Origin of the sequence: Psychrobacter sp. P11G5 (assembly GCF_001593305.1) — a bacterium.
GTDB lineage: Bacteria > Pseudomonadota > Gammaproteobacteria > Pseudomonadales > Moraxellaceae > Psychrobacter.
Window position 1 is genome coordinate 2,768,897 of sequence record NZ_CP012533.1, and the last position, 19,039, is coordinate 2,787,935.

A 19,039-nucleotide genomic window follows, 5' to 3' on the forward strand; every position below is an offset into this window, starting at 1 on the left:
GAATAATTTAATGAATAGTTTTAACTGTCATTTAATGGAACCAATTAATACTATCAGTAATTTGTTTTTACTTTAACCAATTTTTGTTTAAATATCTAGGGGGCTTTGAGCAAGATGCGACAGCTCCTGTCGTGAAGTATCGGTCAGCTGGGTTTTGTCTAACTTAAGGTATGCTACCTGTTCTTTTGCCATTACCACCAGCTCATCGACGCCATCTACTGCCAGCATCTGCCGTGACCAATCTTGAATGTTGATATTTTTAGGAATAGTGACTGTCGTACTTGATAGATAAGGCGGCTGGGCAATCGGGATAATGAAAAGCAACGCTGCACCCATGATAGCGGCTAATATGCCCCAAGCCAGCAGATTTGGCTGCGTCAATAGTAAGCCACCCATCGCACCGCCAACAAAGGCCCCAAAGAACTGGCTAGATGAGTTAAGTCCCATTGCCGTCGCTTTATTCGCTACTGGCGCCCGCTTCGAGATCCATGATGGAATGGTGGCTTCAAGTAAATTAAAGCCCATAAAGTATAATAATAGACCTAAAATAATACCCACACCAAGATGACTACCAAAGGCGAGCAACGCTAATGAGGCAGTCATAAGCGCCAATGCTCCTAAAAACACTTGGCGCATTTTGCGTTTCTTTTCGGCAATGATGATAAACGGAATCGCGACGGCAAAGCCAATAAATAACAATGGCAAATAAACCAAGCCCTGCTGGCGTACAGACAAGCCCATCACGTCACTTAGCTGATGCGGCAAAATAACAAATATCGCCGTCATGGTAAGATGTAGCGCAAAGATGCCGATATGCAAGCGGTTTAAATCGCCTATTTTTATCACGCTAGCCAATTGCTGGCCAATCGATTTATTGTCCAAATTATGCTTAAGGACTCGTAGCGGTGTGGGCACGACGAAAAGTAGCATCATCGCTAAAACAGCAAAGCCTGCGGTTAACCAAAATAGTCCGGAAATACCAAGCGAACCAACCAGCAAGGGGCCAAAGGCAAAAGCGAGCATGATAGAGGTGGCAATGGTCAAGCCCATGGTTGCCATCGCTTTGGTGCGCATCTCTTCACGCGTCACATCAGCGAGTAATGCCATCAATACCGCAGAGACCGCACCACTACCTGCCAGCGCTCGACCGATAATGACCTCATAAATATCAGTCGCATTTGCCGCGATGATACCGCCAAGGGCAAATAATATTAAACCCAAAAATATGATAGGTTTACGGGGAAACTTATCCGCGGCAAGGCTCATTGGTATCTGAAAAATAGCCTGCCCTAGCCCATAAATACCGACCGCTAAACCGATCAAAAATGGCGTGGCATGCGCATAATTGTCACCATACACAGAAAACACAGGCACAATCATAAACAGGCCAATCATCCGCAAGGCAAATATACCACCGACCCCCAGAATTGCCCGTTTTTCTACGCTATTCATACTTGCCTCACTGGTTTATCACATCACGACTGACATCTATACATTATGACAATGCACAGCTGCGCTACACTTATGGGTCTATCGACTGCCTCTGGCAACTATCGGCTAGTAAGACTGACAAGTAGCATCTAGAGCTACCTGCTCTAAGAGCGACATGTACCAAATTTAATAATAATTTGGCAAAATGCTCGTCTATTCGCTCAACCCATAAATCAAGCCCCACAGTATAAAACATTCGCTACTTAGTTGCCGAGACTTTTGTCTTCCTGCCTAGACTTACTATTCCACGCCATCCCAATTCATTCATTTTACTCAATAATTTTGTTACTAAGTGCATCTAATACCTACTGATGCCTTGAATAATCCTGTAGTCATGACAATAAAGTAAGACGTTGTAAAAGTTATGATAGAGCAGTATATAAACAGGATAGCCTTATGAACGCGAACAATGATATTACGAGCAATTATTCATAGTACTTAACTATTCGTAGTTTGTAGATATTCCCAGTTTATAAATACTCATAGAGTCTAAAAGATAGAGCTTAAGAGATAAAGCATAATAAATAGTGTCTAAGAATATGAAATTGGCTTATTTATATCCTTTTGTGACATTAAGTCCTTAATTTATTACTCTATGATAACTTTGAGAATGAAATTAACGTTGATAACTTAGTATTCACATACATTACAGCAATAAACCCAATTCAATTAAAATTTAAACTTTTGTCAATATTTAAATAACGAATCGCTTTATAGTTAGAATCATCGAATACCCCAATAAATAATAAGTACCTATAAATCTTTAATGATGGTTATAAAGACCTTTTATTTTTAATAATCAAATAAAGCGTAGTCTATTTTCAAGTAGCATGACTAAATCTTTTAATTAAACCTTATCTACATTTTTGTATTTTATAACCATACGTACATAGTTGTTTTAATAACGCTTTTAGCAAATAGGAAACCCAGAACCGATGGCACACGAGCATATTAAGATTCGCGGCGCACGCACTCATAATCTAAAAAACATCGACTTAGACATTCCACGAGATAAATTTGTGGTGATTACTGGCCTATCTGGTTCTGGTAAATCATCGCTGGCCTTTGATACGCTTTATGCCGAAGGGCAACGTCGCTATGTCGAGAGTCTATCGGCTTATGCGCGTCAGTTTCTCTCGCAAATGGAGAAGCCAGAGGTCGATAGTATTGAAGGTCTCTCCCCTGCGATTGCTATCGAGCAGAAATCAACCAACCATAATCCACGCTCAACGGTCGGTACGATTACCGAAATCTATGACTATTTGCGTCTGCTCTATGCGCGTATCGGTACGCCTTATTGTCCAGAACATGGCGAGCCAATGGTCGCGCAGTCGGTCACCGAAATGGTCGATCAAGTCATGGCGCTCCCAGATGACACAAAACTAATGATACTTGCGCCAGTGGTTCGTGAGCGCAAAGGTGAGCATACAGTTCTGCTTGAGCAATTAATTGGTCAAGGATTCGTACGCGTACGTGTCGATGGCGATGTTTACGATACTGATGAACTACCGACACTCGATAAAAAGAAAAAGCATACGATCGAGGTCGTGGTCGACCGCTTTAAAGTTCGTGACGACTTAGGCAACCGCGTCGCTGAAAGTTTGGAGACTGCCCTACGTTTAGGTCAAGGTTTGGTGACGCTGCACTTTATGGATGGTAATCCAAAAGAAGGCGGTGATGCTAATCAGGTCATGTCTGCCAAGCACTCTTGCCCTGTTTGTGACCGCGCAGTGTCTGAGCTTGAGCCGCGTATGTTCAGTTTTAACAATCCTTATGGTGCTTGCCCAAGTTGTGATGGTCTCGGTAAACGTCAGTATTTCTCAGCCGAAAAGCTGATTACTCACCATGAAAAATCGCTCAATCAAGGCGCGATTAATGGTTGGGATAAGCGTCACGCTTATTACTTTGGCTTGCTTTCGACTGTTTGTAAGCACTTTAAAATCGATATGGATGCGCCGTGGCAAGAGCTGCCAAACGCGCAGCAAGATCTCATCATGCATGGCTCGGGTAAAGAAAAGTTGACCTTTAACTTTACTGATGAGCGCGGTCGTAAAACCAATAAGACGGTACCGTTTGAAGGCGTGCTGCCTTACTTGGAACGCCGCTATGCCAAAACGCAAAGTAACCTTGTGCGTGATGAGCTGGCGAAATACTTGGCGGATACTACTTGTAACGTCTGTGATGGCGCGCGTCTGAATGAGATATCACGCAATGTCCGCGTCAACGAGCATACCATCGCTGAAATCGTCAAGTTGTCTATCGGTGATGCCGCTGACTATTATAAAACGCTGAAGATTGGCGGTCATAAAGGCGAAGTTGCAGAAAAAATCTTTAAAGAGATTAATGAGCGTCTAAACTTCCTCGTCAGTGTCGGACTTGATTATCTATCCCTTGCCCGCTCTGCTGAAACGCTATCGGGCGGTGAAGCGCAACGTATTCGTTTGGCTAGCCAAATTGGTGCGGGCTTGATGGGCGTCATGTATGTACTCGATGAGCCATCGATTGGTTTGCATCAGCGTGACAATGATCGCTTGCTAAAAACCTTAACGCGCTTGCGTGATTTGGGTAATACCGTGCTAGTCGTTGAGCATGATGAAGATGCCATTCGCCAAGCGGATCACGTCATCGATATCGGTGTCGGCGCGGGCGTACATGGCGGTCATATCATCGCTCAGGGTACGGTCGATGACATCATGGCCAATGAAGAATCACTAACTGGACAATATATGTCTGGTAAGAAAAAAATCGAGATTCCAAGCATTCGTCACAAGGCTAAAACGATAGAGATTGAGGAAAAAGGGAAAGCCAAACCGAAAAAAGTACCGATGACCATTGAGCTAAAAGGTGCATCAGGTAACAACTTACACGATGTTGATTTGACCTTGCCAATAGGTATCATGACTTGTATCACTGGCGTCTCAGGTTCTGGTAAATCGACCCTCATCAACCGTACCTTGATGCCACTGGCAGCAACGCAGTTGAATAATGCCTCAACGCTCATCGCGGATAAGCATGACAGCATCAATGGTCTTGAGCATTTGGATAAAATGGTCGATATCGATCAAAGTCCGATTGGTCGTACACCGCGTTCAAATCCAGCGACGTATACCGGTGTCTTTACGCCAGTACGTGAGATGTTTGCACAAACGCAAGAAGCGCGGGCCCGTGGTTACAAAGCGGGTCGCTTTAGCTTCAACGTGAAAGGCGGACGCTGTGAGATGTGTCAAGGTGATGGTCTCATCAAAGTTGAGATGCACTTTTTGCCAGACATGTATGTGCCGTGTGACACCTGTGAAGGCAAACGCTATAACCGCGAGACTTTAGAGATTCACTATAAAGGTAAAAATATCGCCGATGTGCTCGATATGACTGTTGAAGATGCGACTGAGTTCTTCTCTGCCATTCCAGCGATTTATCGTCGCCTGCAAGCGTTGATGGATGTTGGTTTGAGCTACATTCGCTTGGGTCAATCTGCGCCAACATTATCAGGTGGTGAAGCGCAGCGTGTTAAGTTAGCCCGTGAATTGGCCAAACGTGATACCGGACAGACGCTCTATATCTTGGATGAGCCAACCACTGGCTTACATTTCCATGATATTGATAAGCTACTCAATATCTTGCATGCGCTACGTGATAAAGGTAATACTATCGTGGTCATCGAGCACAATCTTGACGTCATCAAAACTGCGGATTGGGTCATTGATTTAGGTCCTGAAGGTGGTAAAGGTGGTGGACTGATTATCGCGGAAGGTACGCCAGAGGAAGTGGCAGAAGTGAAAGGCTCGTATACTGGTGAGTTTTTAAAGCCAATGCTTAAACAAGCGATGAAAGAAGTGAGCTAATTAGATAATAGTTAGAAAGTGATTGAAAGGCTGCTCTTTAGGGAGTGGCCTTTTTTGTTGGGTAATAGTTAAGATATCAAGTTAGATAAGGTGTAATTAAAAATTGACTTTTGAAGCCATTTTACAAAATCAATACCATTTATAGTTGGACTCTTGAGCCATTTTTTCCGAAGAAATTTTTTATGATTTAACTTAGTTATTCATTAATATATGATTAAGATGTTTTAACACATTCTATAACTCTTTATTAATACAGTAACAGGAACACCTATGAATCAATCAAATATCTTAGTCTCAGATAAACCAACTGAATCCTTTATCATAAAAATCATTCTGCCTATAGATAAATGCCCTAAGGTTAAGAATCGTTTTATCAATAGTGAAGGTAAAGCAGAAGTCTATATAACCAAAAAAACGACACAAAAAGATGCTTTAGAAGGACATAACGTATATGCTCTATCAGGCTACCAAGGATTGATAGTACCAAATTACGCTAACTCTCATACTAAAAATGAAATTGAAAATTATTTGAACAATAGATTTGGTAATGACTGGGAAGTTAGACTGGAGAAAGTTAATATAAAAAATAGAACTATTTAAAAACAAGGTTAGCTTATGAGTACGTTAAAAAATAAATGTTACTATTGCGGGCAACCAAAAACAAGTATGGAGCATGTCCCTCCTAAAGTATTTTTTCCTGATAAAAAGTATAGTCACAATGACATTAATCATAGACAAGAATTGATTACCGTTCCTTCTTGTGATGTCCACAACTCTAATAAGTCACATTTAGATGAGTATTTATTCGTTATTATGGCAATAAACATTCTTGCTAATGAGAATGGTCAGCATTTAGCTCTAAAAAAGGCTGTGGATAAAATAATAAAGAGAAAACCTAAATTATTTAAAGAAGTATTAGGGTCAGCACAAGAGGTACTTGTTGATGAATACGGCTTAGGAGAACTACAGTCTACGTTCGCATTCGAATTTGATAAAAATAAGTTAGATGAATGTTTTGACTATATATCTAGAGGTATATATTTTCATCACTTTCAAAAAAACTATGAAGGCAAAGTTAAGTCGCGCTATCAATTTGTAGTATCACTTGATAGCGACTCAGTAACTACAAATAAAAAACTAGAGGAATATCGTCAGTTTGTTAAAGAGAGATTGAATAATATAGAGAAACATGGGCAAAACACTGAAGTTTTTTATTATAAAGTTCTTGAAGAAGGTTCAGATAAGGTTTTTTTTCAATTATCATTTTATGAATCTCTAAAAATAGATATATTCTTACTTACGGAAAGCTCTTAACCTTTATGTAAACTACTCTTACTAGACTAACAAAATTACACTCAACTCAATCTACAAAAGCATAGGAAAGCTAATTCTCCCTAACCTACACAAACTCCCTCTCAAAATTCATTACCCGCGCATCTACGGTCCGCTCTATCTTCTCCTCTATTTGGCTGCATTGTGACTCGACTTCACGTTTAGACAGCCCGACGATTACAAACGTCCATTCGCTGGCATCATGCCGATCACGCTCGCCGCTCTCACATACCGCGACGCTTGGCGTATTGCCAAAGCGGGCGTGCAGGCCGCCCATACGTTGGCGCTTTTCTTTTAATGAGCTACATCCGGATAGCGCAAAAGTCAGCGTTAAGATAGCGATATGCATTTTATTCTCCTTGCGACAGTGGTTTACGCTTTATAATAGTAGCAAATAAGCACGGCAAGTTATGCTATCGTTACCTTGCCGTATCGATACCTCATAACGACTCACACTGTTTATACTAATACCATTCATAAAAATCACAATAGCCAACATGCGTACTCGCCCAATGACCTCTATCAGCTACGTACAGCAACAGCGCATTACTCGATTATGCGTGCGCTGCGGATTACTCCTTATGCAATATGGTGCCGAGTCCGCTGTGGTGGTTGACTTGTCTAAACGTTTGGGATTCGCTTTGGGAATGAGTAGCGTAGAATGTTCGCTTAATTTTAATGCCATCACCTTGACGACCATCTGTGATGAACGCTGTATCACCACTACTCGAGACACTATTAATCAAAGCATCAATGTCAATTTATTGGTACAAATCCAGCAAATTATCAATAAAACCGAAGCCGATACAAATAGCCACAAGCTATATAACAATAAGCTGAAGTCTGAGCTTACTGACCGCACCACCCTTGCGTTTGATGAATTAGATAAAACGGTTTATCCAACGTGGCTGGTAGGTATATTTGTTGGCGCATCTTGTGCCGCGTTTGCGAATCTTAATGGTGGCAGTTGGTCGATTACCGCCGTAACCTTTATCGCTGGCATGGTAGCGATGTTTACCCGCATTTATTTGGCTAAGCACCACTTCAATCCCTTTATCACGGTCATCGTGACGGCATTTATCGCCTCTTTGATTGGGGCGACGACTTACTATTTTGATATTGGTAATAATGCAGATATTGCCGTTGCCTCTAGCGTTCTACTGCTGGTGCCAAGCTTTCCTTTGATTAACTCTTTCTCAGACATCTTAAAGGGCTATGTCAATATCGGCGTTGGACGTGCCGTTTTTACCTATATGTTGACCTTGTCCGCGTGCGTCGGCATCGTGATGGCGCTGATCTTACTGCAAATACAACATTGGGGGTTTTGACATGTGGTTTATAGAAACCGTGGTATTGTCATGCATCATTACCCTTGGTTGGACGCTGATGTTCAGCGTACCCAAACGCTATATTCTGCCTTGTTTGCTGATGACCGCGTTTGGATTTGGGCTAAAAACAGCACTTGTCTATCAGCACATCCATCTGGTGGTTGCCAGCTTCTTTGGGGCGATGCTTGCCAGCTTTTTGGGCGTGTATTTTTCTAAAAAATATACCCTACCACCCAAAGCGTTAATCTCACCAAGTGTCATCTGTATGATGCCAGGTATCGCCGCTTATAAGGCAATGGTTAGTATGGTGCAGATTGGTTATTTTGGTTTTTCGGACGAATTATTTAGCCAAATGATGGTTTATTTGTTTGAGGCCTTGTTTGTTACCTCAGGATTGGTGTTAGGTTTGTCCATTCCCGGACTGTTATTTTATAGACGTCGTGCCATTGTGTAGATAGGTTTAGATGGCGGGCTATTTCTGCCTAAATACTTTTACATACCGATGCGACTCAGCACACCTTCATGATAAAAACCTTGTAAGATTTATTATCATACCCATTACCATAGAGTTCAAAATTGTACCAAAACTTAATAAAGAGACATAACAATGACAAAACATTATGATTATATTTCCATTGGCGGCGGTAGCGGCGGTATTGCCTCGATCAACCGAGCGGCGAGCTATGGCAAAAAATGCGCCATTATAGAAGCTGACCAATTGGGCGGCACCTGCGTAAACTGGGGCTGCGTACCTAAAAAGGTAATGTGGTACGGAGCACAAGTTGCCGAAGCCATCGAAAAATATGCGCCTGATTACGGCTTTGACGTGGAAGTAAAAGGCTTTGACTTTCAAAAGCTGGTCAATAGTCGTCAACAGTATATCCAAAATATTCACCGCTCTTATGATAATAACTTGGCGAAAAATGGCGTTGAAGTGATAAAGGGTTTTGCCAAATTTATCGATACCAATACGGTCGAGGTTAATGGCGAACACATTACCGCTGACCATATTTTGATTGCTACAGGCGGTCACCCTATTCTTCCTAATATCAAAGGCGCAGAACACGGTATTGATTCTGATGGATTTTTTAGGTTAAACCATTTGCCAAAACGTGTGGCTATCGTCGGCGCAGGATATATCGCTGTTGAGATCGCGGGCGTACTTAACAGTCTAGGCGCTGAGGTGCATTTGTATGTTCGTCAGCATTCACCGCTACGCTCATTTGATCATACTATCGTCGAGGCCTTGCTGATAGAAATGGAGCAAGACGGCATTCAACTGCATACTGAAACCACCCTTACTGAAGTCAATAAGAATGAAGATGGCAGTTTAGAGTTATGTACCAAAGATGGCGCTCTTGATACCGTAGATTGCTTGATTTGGGCGATTGGTCGCGCGCCTTCCACCGATACTATCAACTTGGATGTCACAGGCGTTGAGACGACGGACAACGGCAAAATCAAAGTCGATAAGTTCCAAAATACTAATGTTGAAGGCATTTATGCGGTTGGCGATATTATTGAGAACAGTATTGATTTGACGCCAGTGGCTATCGCGGCGGGTCGTAGGTTGTCTGAGCGCTTGTTTAATGACAAAACCGATGAGCATTTAGTTTATGATCTTATCCCGACGGTTATCTTTACCCACCCTGCTATCGGCACTATTGGCTTGTCTGAGATTGACGCTATCAATCATCATGGCAAGGACAATATCAAATGCTACACCTCGACATTTACCTCTATGTATAGCGCGGTGACTCAGCATCGTCAAAAGTGCGTGATGAAGCTAGTGTGCTTAGGAGATGATGAAAAAGTTATCGGTTTGCATGGTATTGGTTATGGTGTTGATGAGATGATTCAAGGCTTTGCGGTGGCGATAAAAATGGGCGCTACCAAAGCTGACTTTGATAATACCGTTGCTATTCACCCTACGGGTTCGGAAGAATTTGTGACGATGCGTTAGATAGACTGGGTGCTATTAGAAGAAAGGCTATTCTTGACGGAATAGCCTTTTTTATTGCCTATTTTTTATTTAGTGTAAAACCACATACTGACAGCACAATCACGATACTGCTATGATGCGTTTAATAATGACCGTTGCGAGATGACTGTGTGGCAGGTATACCTTTTTATATTACCGATTGGTTTAGGCATCATGACCTTGGCAGCAAGCTTACTGTTTTTATTTGCTTACCTGATGTCTGATGACAATGCCACGCGCTTGCCTGCTTTCAACTGGTTTAAGCGTTTAATTATCGTGGCATTTGTTCTGCTAAGCGTTGGCTTGTTTATGACCTTTGGGCATTTTTGGGGTTAGCTCAAGTTTGATATAGATAAAGTTAACCTTTAAGCGTTAACGATTTTCTCTAATTCTAATAACTCTAAATCCTGACGTTTTGGTTCGCCATTATTGCCATCATATGGAAATGGCATCTTATTACCATTCAACTGATAACCACGGCGCTGATAGTAAGCCAATAGCTCAGGTCGATGGCTTAAAATAGACATAGTAAGACGGGTTGGTTGGCTATTACTTTTTAAATGTCTTTCAGCGAAAGTTTCAGCGGCTTGTAATATTACATTACCAACGCCCTGCCCCTGCAGCTCTGGATGTACGGCAAACATACCAATATAAGCTTTGTTATCATTGTCAGTCCTATTAAGGTTGCTCTCATTTGTATTGTCATCAACTTTTATATCGACCGCAATACAACCCAACAGCTCACCGGTTTCATCTCCACCGCGTTCGCCTGTGGTCGTTTTTGGATAAATGAATAGATAGTGTTTTGGATTGGCAATGATGCTTGCTAGCTCAGCTTGAGTGATACGAATACCACCGACTAAATCCGCTTCATTGGTCCAGCCCTCTGTCTCTCGGTAGCAGCGGTTTAGTAACTGTTCGAGTGCGTCAATATCATCCGCTTCTGCTTGTCGTAAAAATACGGACTCTCTATTCAAGTGGTTTTTACCTGTCTGTTCTTTATTCATGAAACTGGTTGTCCTTTTCCGTCTATTTAGTATAAAAGGCTATATGATAAAAGGCTGACCTAAATTAATAGACCAGCCTTTATAGTAAACCTTATCAGATTTAAGTACTAGCGTGATAACGCCTGTGCTTGGTCGATGAGATTAAATCCTGCATTGATTTGCGCACGCGTTGGCGCATGACCACGGCGGAGTAGCTCAGAAAAGGCAACCAGCTCTTTATTACGCCCTAACGTGCTAGCAGCACTAGCACGCGTGTCTTCCCCATCGTCATCAAAGTAATATTCGATATAATCTAGCGTATCTGGCGAGCCAAACAAGATATTGTTATCTGGCGAGGCTGCATGTCCGCTATAGCGTAGGCTTTTGCCATATTGTGCCGTCCAAAAGAAAGGAATACGTTCCTCTAGCGAGTTGACATTGTCTTGATTTAAGATAGCTGCTGCCGTCACGATGCCATGTTGCAGAGCCACCCGCCAATGCTCAATACGCATACGTCCCATTTGGTTGGTCGCTTTAGCAATATCACCGAGCGCATAGACGCCATCACGCAGTTGTAGATGCTCATCCACTTGCACGCCATCTGGAGCGTTCACCTCATTTAAAATCTCTGTACGTGGTGCTACGCCTGTACCTAAAATGACAACATCTGCTGCAAGCGTACTGCCATCTGACAGTTTTACACCGCTGACTTTACTACCTTCTCCATTGATTTCATCAACACCTGCGCCAAATGCGAAGGTAACCCCTTTTTCTTCATGGAGTTTGATGAGCGCATTACTCACCGTTTCAGAGACTATATTGCTCATGACGCGGCGGCTGCGCCCAATAACGGTGACAGATGCTGCCTTTCCCGCCTCCATTAAAGCAGACGCAACCTCCATACCGATAAACCCTGTACCAACAATGATGACACGCTGATCATGACTGGCCGCTTTGATCAGTTTAGCATCTTCCATACTACGTAGCGTATAGACGCCATCCAAATCAGCACCTTTAAAAGGCGGTATCTTAGGCTCAGCACCTGTCGCTACCACTAGGAAGTCCGCTGTTTGCTGCTCACTATTGCCACTCTCGTCTTCTATCACGATAGTGCGCTCATTGGGTAATACTTCGCTGACGGTTTGATTTAAGCGTAGCTCGATATTATTTTTACTGGCCCACTCGCTGCCGCCAAGCATCAAATATTTCTCTTCCATTTTTCCTGCCAAAAATGCTTTCGACAATAAAGGACGGTTATAAGGGGCTTTATCATCTTTACTAATCAAGGTAATCTTACCGCCATAGCCAGTATGACGCAGCTGATTGGCCGTCATAAAACCAGCACCGCCGCCACCAATGATAATAGTATGGGTATCAGTCAGCTTGTCGTTTTCAACGCGTTTATCTATCTTCGCTGAGGTATTGACGGTCAAGCTATCGCCCTCATCTGTCAGCTCATACTGCGTCAATCCGCGCATGGCAACTGGCTCTAATAGCGTGCCATCGCGGCTGTCAAAACTGCCATGATGCCACGGGCAGACCACTCGATTACCACAGCGCATGCCATCACCTAAATCTGCACCAACATGAGGACATTTGCCATCAAAGGCAAAAAACTCGTCCTCATCACGGGTAATTAAAATGATACTATCGTCATCTTGTTTATATGACTTCATACCGCCACTTGGAATGTCAGATTTATTGATCGTTACTAGATTTTTGGCGGCGATTTTGTTATCGGCTTGGTTATTATTAACTTGGCTCATAGGTCATCCTTAACAGTTATAATTATGTTCTGCGTAAAACGTGTTTGAGATAGTCGATATACTTTAATGAATACAGGATTACTGCGGACTACCAAGCGTTACTGGAATGAATTTTACGAAGCCTCTGTCGGCGTAGGCACAGCAAGCGAGAAAAATTTGTACCAGTAACGCATAATAATGTTATGTAACCATTTTATTTAGTATCAAGTATACATTTAAAAAAAGTAGATTCATTGATAGTAGCAAGCCCAGTTAGCGTACGCTGTTTATTTGTATGTTTGCTGCGTTGCAAAACGTAACTTCCTAACCTTTACTAGCCTTTAACGAATAGCTCTATTCTTTCAACCTAAAGCTTATAACCAAAATACAAGACGACTTTATGAATTCTCAAGATCAAGATAACCAGAACGAAATGACAGCTACGTCTACTTCTGAACCTGACTTAAACAGTCAGTCATCTAATAATGAACAGTTTGATATCACCAGTTTTGATATCGAGGCAGCGACGGATACTGCGCAATTACCGCAGCCAACTTTGCCACCTCTCAAACAAGCGACTTACAAGACCCATAACACAGATTTTGTCGTCAATGAAATATTGCCGTTAGACTTTACTGGCGAGGGTGAGCACTTATGGCTACATATAGAGAAGTCAGGGGTGAATACTGCCTATCTGGCTAAATTACTGTCAGAGTGGGCAGAGATTCCCTTACGTGATGTCGGTTATTCAGGACTCAAAGACCGTCATGCGCTGACGACTCAGTGGTTTAGCTTAAGAATACCTTTGAGGCAATTGCCAGAGTCTGAGTTTGCACCAGTAGATATCAGCGACAGCGAGTCGGTCACTATCCTTGCTCAACATTGGCACAATAAAAAGCTTAATCGTGGTACGCACCGAGCTAATCAATTTATTATCACCTTGCGAGATATTGAGTTGGAAAATGAAGATAAGTCGTCTGTAGAAAAGCATTTGCAAAATATCAGCGCAAGCGGCGTGCCCAATTATTTTGGCCCACAGCGTTTTGGGTGGAATGGTAATAATATTCGAGAAGCCTTGGCATTGTTTGCGCGTCCAACGCCAGAAAGTCGACCTCAGCCAAAGAAGAGCAAACGTAAACGTGCGCCGCGAGAGCAAAATTCTATGGAATTGTCTGCCGCGCGTAGCTTAATATTTAATGAGATATTGGCTGCACGGGTACGGGATGGTAGTTGGAATACTGGACTCGCAGGTGAGGTGTTTAACTTAGACGGTTCAGGCTCGATATTTACCAGTGAAGAAATAGACGATACTTTACGCGCGCGAGTTGCTAGCGGTGATATTCATCCAACAGGCGTGTTATGGGGCATGGCTAATGACAAAGTCAGCAGCGTAGCAGCTCAGCTTGAGAACGATGTGGTACAGAGTAGTGCGTTATTAACGCAGCTGGCAATGGGGTTAGAGAAGCGCGATGTGAAAGCACAACGACGAGCGCTACGATTGCCGATTGAAGCCTTGAGTTGGGAATGGCAAGGTAGTCAAAATAGTAATGAGCAAACGCTGGTATTAAACTTTACGTTGACGACTGGCAGTTTTGCGACCAGTGTATTGGCAAGCTTGGTGCAACGGTTAAGCACCTTGTAATTAATTGCGTAGTGCATGAAGGTCAAACAATCTTTATTAAACTGCGCTGTCATTAGCTGCTAGCCAATGGGGTAGCAGCTTTTAGGTGCAATAAAGGGGCTCAATATTACTATTTTCCGCTGCTAGCATCTCGTTGGCGCTAACGACTTGATTACGGCCACGATCTTTGGCTTCATATAAAGCTTTGTCTGCTATCCTAATTAAGCGCTGGCAAATATCACTTGGCAATTGCGCCTTTGGTAGCTCTGGAGCTTGTTTAGTCACCCGCTTACCTCTTCGCGACTTAACTATCTGCGACTTTGTTAGCTGCGGTGCGTGTTCTGTTGACTTTATAGAGGCATATCTTTGCTTAATGCATGTCCGCTCAGTATGAGTCAATGTATAGAGCCCTAGACTCGCCGTTATACTAAAGCTGAGACTATGATTTACTTGAATCACGTGATTGGCAATATCGCAACGCAATTGTTCCGCAATAGTCATCGCTAAATCGTGCGCCATATCAGGTAAGATAATTAGAAATTCTTCACCGCCATAACGGCTAACAATGTCTATATCAGCGAGTGTATCCATCAATATATTCGCAACTTCTTTTAATACTTGATCGCCGACTTCATGACCATAATTATCATTGATATATTTAAATAAATCCAAATCTAACAAGATGACGGTATAGTCCTGAGTATCTGTCAAATCTGCTAGCGTTTGCCGCATTTGGGTCAGACCATAGCGTCGATTCTTCAGTCCTGTCAGCTCGTCATGATTGGCATGCTGTATAATTTCTTTTTTACTGTTATCTAAGATTAATAATAGTGTACTAAATACATATACCATAAAAATAGCTTTGGGCAATGCCAAATACATGTGCGTTGCACGCCAAAAGAATACTGAAGAACGACGAATCTCGTTTATGCTATCCCAGCTAAGCGTACCATCTTGAAAAATAGTGGCTGCTATCGCATTTTCCATATTAGTCATCTCGGTATAAGTCTGATAACTATAAGTACCAAGCGGTAACGAAGTAATGGTGAGTTGACGCATACTGGGCAAATTCACGCCCAAATAAGGCAAAATAGCCACTAACACAATCAAGAATACTTGAATTAAGAATGCATACCAAATATAACGACGGCGTACCAGCATCATCGCCAGCATAGTACCGCCAACTAGCGACACTCCTGAGACCAAACTACTATGACCCATTACCAAAACGACAACTGCAATATATAAGCTATAGACAAAAATTAGTACGATTTGCCAATTATGTAGACGTTTATAGTCATTTTTAATATGCGATAAATGGCCTACCATCCACCAAAAAAACAATCCCATCAGCGTTATGGTTACCCATATTGGATATAATAGCGCCATATCTACATAGCTGCCAAAGGCATCTTGCCGTAACCATACAAGTAGACACCATAACCAATGCATGGTGACTTCCATCACAATGAACAAGGCTAACAATGATGCTCTATCCGCAGCTTGCCACTCAAAAATCATTTGAGAAAGTTTTTTGTAGCCTAGCCGATATATCGATGTAACCATATACGCGTTACCACGTGCACATTCAATCTGTCGTTAACACTAACCCAAACGGAATCGTTTGTTGATAGCCACTGACAGACTGATAGATAAGTTCAAAGCATTAAAAGCGTTGCGCCTTTATTACTATATTAGTATTAATCCTAGGATATGGCAGATGAGCATCTTATTGGTTTACTCTTTAAATGATTGATATGCTTTGTAATTTTTATCAAGCCATCCATCGACGCAGCACTATACTCGTTTTTGTGAATGTTATTCTTACTCGTATAATTCTGATATGTTTATTATTGAGTTTGACAACTTTCAAATAGTTTAGCAATACGATTGTTATAGAGGGTATCTATATACGATATATGGTTGATAATTGCTTCATAATTAATAACTAGTATTTTCAAAAAGTTGCCAGACTCCGAGCTGCTCAGTAGTCAGACTTGGCACATCACCCAAACGTCGCCATGGCATATTACTACCATGAAAGTCACTACCAATTGAAGCGACAAGCTCATGTTCAGCAATACTACGATCAACCATTTTTCGGGTGCTGATCGGCTCACTAGTCGCTGGTAACTCACAAGCATCACCGCCAAGCTGAGCAAACTCTTCGATAAGCTTACGTACTCGTGTAGCCGAAAGCTGATAACGCGTTGGATGCGCGAGCACTGCTTTACCGCCGCAAGCATGAATCAGCTCAATACCATCCGCCATACTCAGGGCATCAATCGCCACATAAGCGGATTTATTGTCGGCTAAATATTTATCGAAAGCCTTTTGTACGGTCTTAACTTCGCCACGCTCAAATAACACTTGCCCAATATGCGCACGCCCAACTGCTTGTGGATTGCCACCAGCTTTATCAAGTACGGCTTGCCAAAGCTCATCATAATCAATATCCAGCAGCTTACTGAGTTTTTCAGTGATACGCTGACCACGAGTTGCCCGGCTTTCTTGCAACTGCTGTAGAGTTTCGTGCATTTTTTCACGATCTGTAAAATCGAGTCCAAGCACATGAATAATTTTATTGGTTGATTTATTCTTACCATAACCGCCGTTTAGCGTATGCTCACAGCTAATCTCAACGCCATTGATAAGCGTCATTCCATATGCAGTTGCTGCTGCTCTAGCTTCATCAATGCCTAGTAAAGTATCGTGATCAGTTAATGCCAGCACATCGACACCAGCTGCATGCGCGCGCTGCACTACATCTGCCGGTGCATAAGTGCCATCAGAACAGGTACTATGGCAATGTAAATCGAATTTCATAAAGTTGGCCTTAGGTTTTTAATACGGATATTGATGGATTAATTGGGAATAATTGAATGAATAATATAATTGATTCAATTTAAAAGATGTACAAGGCAACCGAGTGCAGATGTATAAGTGATACTTCAAACAAGGTTAACGCTGTCACTCTTTTATAGTGGATTGACTATAGCTAAATGGATGAATAGTAATGATACGTATTATGGCTTACGCCTATTATCGAATATGATTGTAGTGTTGTCTGCTTTTTTTTAGCGCAGTAGACGTGTAAACTACCCACTACGTTTTTGTTGGACATCCCACTTGTTATGAAAGCATTACTAGACTTCATTCCTCTGATTGCCTTTTTTATTACTGCCCGTCAGAGCGGTATTTTGGCAGCAGCAGGTGCCTTGCTGATTGCAACTATTATCATTTATGCGATTCATTTCGTGCGCCAAAAAGGTAAATTCGATAAGCAGCAATGGGTTGTATTACTATTAACCATTGTGTTTTGTGGTGGTACGCTACTGCTACGTGATGACATCTATCTACGTTGGAAATCACCAATTATCAACGGTATCTTTGCCTTAACGTTGTTTATTAGTGCGGCTATCAACAAGCCTCTAATGCAACTAGCGATGAAAGATGTGTTCACCCTAACGATGAGTGGCTGGAAAAAGCTAACTGTCGCATGGGCACTGTTCTTTGCCTTTATGGGCGTATTACATTATATCACGGCATTTACAATGTCTGATGAAGCATGGATTAACTTTAAAACCTATGGCTGGATTCCGATTATGTTGGTGTTCGTTGTCGCTCAATTTGCGGTATTAAAAAAGCATCTAAATCCAGCCTTAACTGACAAGTCTGCGAAATAAAGGTTAATAATAGTATCCTGCTTGCTTACTTCTATCAGCATTAAAAATAAAATATACTTTGGTATTCGTTATTTTGTAATAAAAGTTAAATGGTTTCTAAATACCCATAGCGACAATAATTAATTGTTAATGACAAATCAGTATTATTCTTACCGATTATAACTCTTTATTCTTACTACTTATTAAGGAAGGATTATGTCTTTATTTGCTATCATTGGTCATGATGTGGCCAACAGCGCAGCACAGCGTCAAATTACGCGTGCTGAACACGTTGAACGTTTACAAGCTTTAAGTCGCGAGCAACGCCTAGTTATTGCAGGGCCAACCCCTATTGAACATGGTAAAAGTGATATGTCAGGCAGTCTCATTATTGCAGATTTTGACTCACTTGAAGCAGCGCAGGCATGGGCAAGCGCAGAACCTTATCTACGTGATGGCGTGTACAGTCACGTTGATATCAAGCCTTTTATAAAAACGTTGCCAGCACCTACTAACGATATAGCAGATAAGGTAGTGCCATCGTGAGTCAGCGCTCATCTTTGTTAAAAAAATATTATAAATATAGTCTTGCTAGCATCATTGTCATCACTGCGATATCAGCGCAAGCTGCCCCAACGGTCACGAACAATGATCCGGCAGCGACGCCGCCTATAACGAGTCAAAATACCTCTGCTCAATCAACGACACCAGCTAACAATACTTTAGCAGCACAACTACAGCCTTCAGATAAAGCATTATCCGATGCTAACCAAGCGCTACTCAGTCGCAATGCACAGCTACAAAGACAAGTTAATGACTTACAAACTCAAGTTAACGTCTTAGTCTATGAGAGCAAAGGTCAGTTGTTTTTATATGGTGCTTTCACGGTGTTGATTAGCTTATTGGTCGGTATTTTCGTCTCGTGGTTAGTGTTTGTGCGTCGTGAGCGCTGGTAGTATCAGCAGTTGTTATTGATAGACTCTATTCGATATTTCACGCCTACTAACCCTAACTATTTCCAAGCTTCTTCAATGTTTAAGCTTCTCTA

At 42.1% G+C, this 19,039-nt stretch carries 17 protein-coding genes; 11 read left to right on the forward strand and 6 right to left on the reverse strand.

Going from position 1 to position 19,039, the window contains the following annotated elements; translation table 11 throughout:
* Positions 1–87: 87 nt before the first annotated feature.
* Entirely contained in the window at positions 88–1,452 is a 1,365-nt protein-coding gene (locus AK825_RS11250) for an MFS transporter (protein WP_068037410.1), read from the reverse strand.
* 974 nt (positions 1,453–2,426) lie between these two features.
* Between AK825_RS11250 and uvrA the strand changes: the two genes are divergently transcribed.
* From uvrA to AK825_RS11265, 3 genes are all read left to right on the forward strand, one after another.
* Positions 2,427–5,333, forward strand: a complete 2,907-nt coding sequence (uvrA, locus tag AK825_RS11255) for an excinuclease ABC subunit UvrA (RefSeq protein WP_068037429.1) — start codon at positions 2,427–2,429, stop codon at positions 5,331–5,333.
* 270 nt (positions 5,334–5,603) lie between these two features.
* Positions 5,604–5,933, forward strand: coding sequence for a hypothetical protein (locus AK825_RS11260; RefSeq protein ID WP_068037437.1), 330 nt, complete (start codon positions 5,604–5,606; stop codon positions 5,931–5,933).
* Positions 5,934–5,948: 15 nt separating this feature from the next.
* On the forward strand, positions 5,949–6,647 hold the full coding sequence (locus tag AK825_RS11265; RefSeq protein ID WP_068037439.1) for a hypothetical protein: 699 nt from the start codon (positions 5,949–5,951) through the stop codon (positions 6,645–6,647).
* 85 nt (positions 6,648–6,732) lie between these two features.
* Here AK825_RS11265 and AK825_RS11270 read toward each other — a convergent pair whose 3' ends face one another.
* Positions 6,733–7,014 carry a DUF503 domain-containing protein gene (locus AK825_RS11270; RefSeq protein ID WP_068037440.1) on the reverse strand — a complete coding sequence of 94 codons (282 nt, stop codon included), beginning with the start codon at positions 7,012–7,014 and terminating at the stop codon, positions 6,733–6,735.
* Positions 7,015–7,177: 163 nt separating this feature from the next.
* Here AK825_RS11270 and AK825_RS11275 point away from each other — a divergent pair, with 163 nt between their 5' ends.
* From AK825_RS11275 to AK825_RS11290, 4 genes are all read left to right on the forward strand, one after another.
* A complete protein-coding gene (locus AK825_RS11275) occupies positions 7,178–7,993 on the forward strand; it encodes a threonine/serine exporter family protein (RefSeq protein ID WP_068039378.1) in 816 nt (271 codons plus the stop codon).
* 1 nt (position 7,994) lies between these two features.
* Positions 7,995–8,447 (forward strand): threonine/serine exporter family protein, encoded by a 453-nt coding sequence (locus AK825_RS11280; protein ID WP_068037441.1) that lies wholly within the window; start codon positions 7,995–7,997, stop codon positions 8,445–8,447.
* Between the two features lie 153 nt (positions 8,448–8,600).
* Positions 8,601–9,956 (forward strand): glutathione-disulfide reductase, encoded by a 1,356-nt coding sequence (gene gorA, locus AK825_RS11285; protein WP_068037442.1) that lies wholly within the window; start codon positions 8,601–8,603, stop codon positions 9,954–9,956.
* Between the two features lie 141 nt (positions 9,957–10,097).
* Positions 10,098–10,310 carry a hypothetical protein gene (locus AK825_RS11290; protein ID WP_068037443.1) on the forward strand — a complete coding sequence of 71 codons (213 nt, stop codon included), beginning with the start codon at positions 10,098–10,100 and terminating at the stop codon, positions 10,308–10,310.
* A 29-nt stretch (positions 10,311–10,339) separates the two neighbouring features.
* Here the strand turns inward: AK825_RS11290 and AK825_RS11295 are convergent, their stop codons facing one another.
* Positions 10,340–10,981 (reverse strand): GNAT family N-acetyltransferase, encoded by a 642-nt coding sequence (locus AK825_RS11295; RefSeq protein ID WP_068037445.1) that lies wholly within the window; start codon positions 10,979–10,981, stop codon positions 10,340–10,342.
* 107 nt (positions 10,982–11,088) lie between these two features.
* Complete coding sequence (locus AK825_RS11300; RefSeq protein ID WP_068037447.1) at positions 11,089–12,726, reverse strand: FAD-dependent oxidoreductase; 1,638 nt, start codon at positions 12,724–12,726, stop codon at positions 11,089–11,091.
* 379 nt (positions 12,727–13,105) lie between these two features.
* Between AK825_RS11300 and AK825_RS11305 the strand changes: the two genes are divergently transcribed.
* Positions 13,106–14,347 (forward strand): tRNA pseudouridine(13) synthase TruD, encoded by a 1,242-nt coding sequence (locus tag AK825_RS11305; protein WP_082787243.1) that lies wholly within the window; start codon positions 13,106–13,108, stop codon positions 14,345–14,347.
* An 81-nt stretch (positions 14,348–14,428) separates the two neighbouring features.
* Here the strand turns inward: AK825_RS11305 and AK825_RS11310 are convergent, their stop codons facing one another.
* The gene (locus tag AK825_RS11310) at positions 14,429–15,892 is read right to left on the reverse strand and encodes a GGDEF domain-containing protein (protein ID WP_082787244.1); all 1,464 of its coding nucleotides are present in this window, start codon (positions 15,890–15,892) and stop codon (positions 14,429–14,431) included.
* A 375-nt stretch (positions 15,893–16,267) separates the two neighbouring features.
* On the reverse strand, positions 16,268–17,152 hold the full coding sequence (locus AK825_RS11315; RefSeq protein ID WP_068037449.1) for a PHP domain-containing protein: 885 nt from the start codon (positions 17,150–17,152) through the stop codon (positions 16,268–16,270).
* A 308-nt stretch (positions 17,153–17,460) separates the two neighbouring features.
* On the opposite strand from AK825_RS11315, the gene ispZ reads away from it, so the two are divergent.
* The 3 genes from ispZ (at position 17,461) to AK825_RS11330 (ending at position 18,947) form a co-directional block, all read left to right on the forward strand.
* Positions 17,461–18,012 (forward strand): septation protein IspZ, encoded by a 552-nt coding sequence (gene ispZ / locus AK825_RS11320; RefSeq protein ID WP_068037451.1) that lies wholly within the window; start codon positions 17,461–17,463, stop codon positions 18,010–18,012.
* A 195-nt stretch (positions 18,013–18,207) separates the two neighbouring features.
* Positions 18,208–18,537: a YciI family protein gene (locus tag AK825_RS11325; RefSeq protein ID WP_068037454.1), complete on the forward strand. Its 330-nt coding sequence runs from the start codon at positions 18,208–18,210 to the stop codon at positions 18,535–18,537.
* A complete protein-coding gene (locus AK825_RS11330; RefSeq protein WP_068037456.1) occupies positions 18,534–18,947 on the forward strand; it encodes a hypothetical protein in 414 nt (137 codons plus the stop codon). Before AK825_RS11325 ends, AK825_RS11330 begins: the two co-directional genes overlap by 4 nt.
* The last annotated feature ends 92 nt before the right edge of the window (positions 18,948–19,039 follow it).

Bases quoted from the DNA above. Each gene is read 5' to 3' on its own strand.
- AK825_RS11280 (WP_068037441.1), top strand. From the start codon at position 7,995: ATGTGGTTTATAGAAACCGTGGTATTGTCATGCATCATTACCCTTGGT.
- AK825_RS11260 (WP_068037437.1), top strand. From the start codon at position 5,604: ATGAATCAATCAAATATCTTAGTCTCAGATAAACCAACTGAATCCTTT.
- AK825_RS11275 (WP_068039378.1), top strand. From the start codon at position 7,178: ATGACCTCTATCAGCTACGTACAGCAACAGCGCATTACTCGATTATGC.
- AK825_RS11250 (WP_068037410.1), bottom strand. From the start codon at position 1,452: ATGAATAGCGTAGAAAAACGGGCAATTCTGGGGGTCGGTGGTATATTT.
- uvrA (WP_068037429.1), top strand. From the start codon at position 2,427: ATGGCACACGAGCATATTAAGATTCGCGGCGCACGCACTCATAATCTA.
- gorA (WP_068037442.1), top strand. From the start codon at position 8,601: ATGACAAAACATTATGATTATATTTCCATTGGCGGCGGTAGCGGCGGT.
- AK825_RS11265 (WP_068037439.1), top strand. From the start codon at position 5,949: ATGAGTACGTTAAAAAATAAATGTTACTATTGCGGGCAACCAAAAACA.
- AK825_RS11315 (WP_068037449.1), bottom strand. From the start codon at position 17,152: ATGAAATTCGATTTACATTGCCATAGTACCTGTTCTGATGGCACTTAT.
- AK825_RS11290 (WP_068037443.1), top strand. From the start codon at position 10,098: ATGACTGTGTGGCAGGTATACCTTTTTATATTACCGATTGGTTTAGGC.
- AK825_RS11310 (WP_082787244.1), bottom strand. From the start codon at position 15,892: ATGGTTACATCGATATATCGGCTAGGCTACAAAAAACTTTCTCAAATG.
- AK825_RS11295 (WP_068037445.1), bottom strand. From the start codon at position 10,981: ATGAATAAAGAACAGACAGGTAAAAACCACTTGAATAGAGAGTCCGTA.
- AK825_RS11305 (WP_082787243.1), top strand. From the start codon at position 13,106: ATGAATTCTCAAGATCAAGATAACCAGAACGAAATGACAGCTACGTCT.
- AK825_RS11270 (WP_068037440.1), bottom strand. From the start codon at position 7,014: ATGCATATCGCTATCTTAACGCTGACTTTTGCGCTATCCGGATGTAGC.
- AK825_RS11300 (WP_068037447.1), bottom strand. From the start codon at position 12,726: ATGAGCCAAGTTAATAATAACCAAGCCGATAACAAAATCGCCGCCAAA.
- AK825_RS11325 (WP_068037454.1), top strand. From the start codon at position 18,208: ATGTCTTTATTTGCTATCATTGGTCATGATGTGGCCAACAGCGCAGCA.
- ispZ (WP_068037451.1), top strand. From the start codon at position 17,461: ATGAAAGCATTACTAGACTTCATTCCTCTGATTGCCTTTTTTATTACT.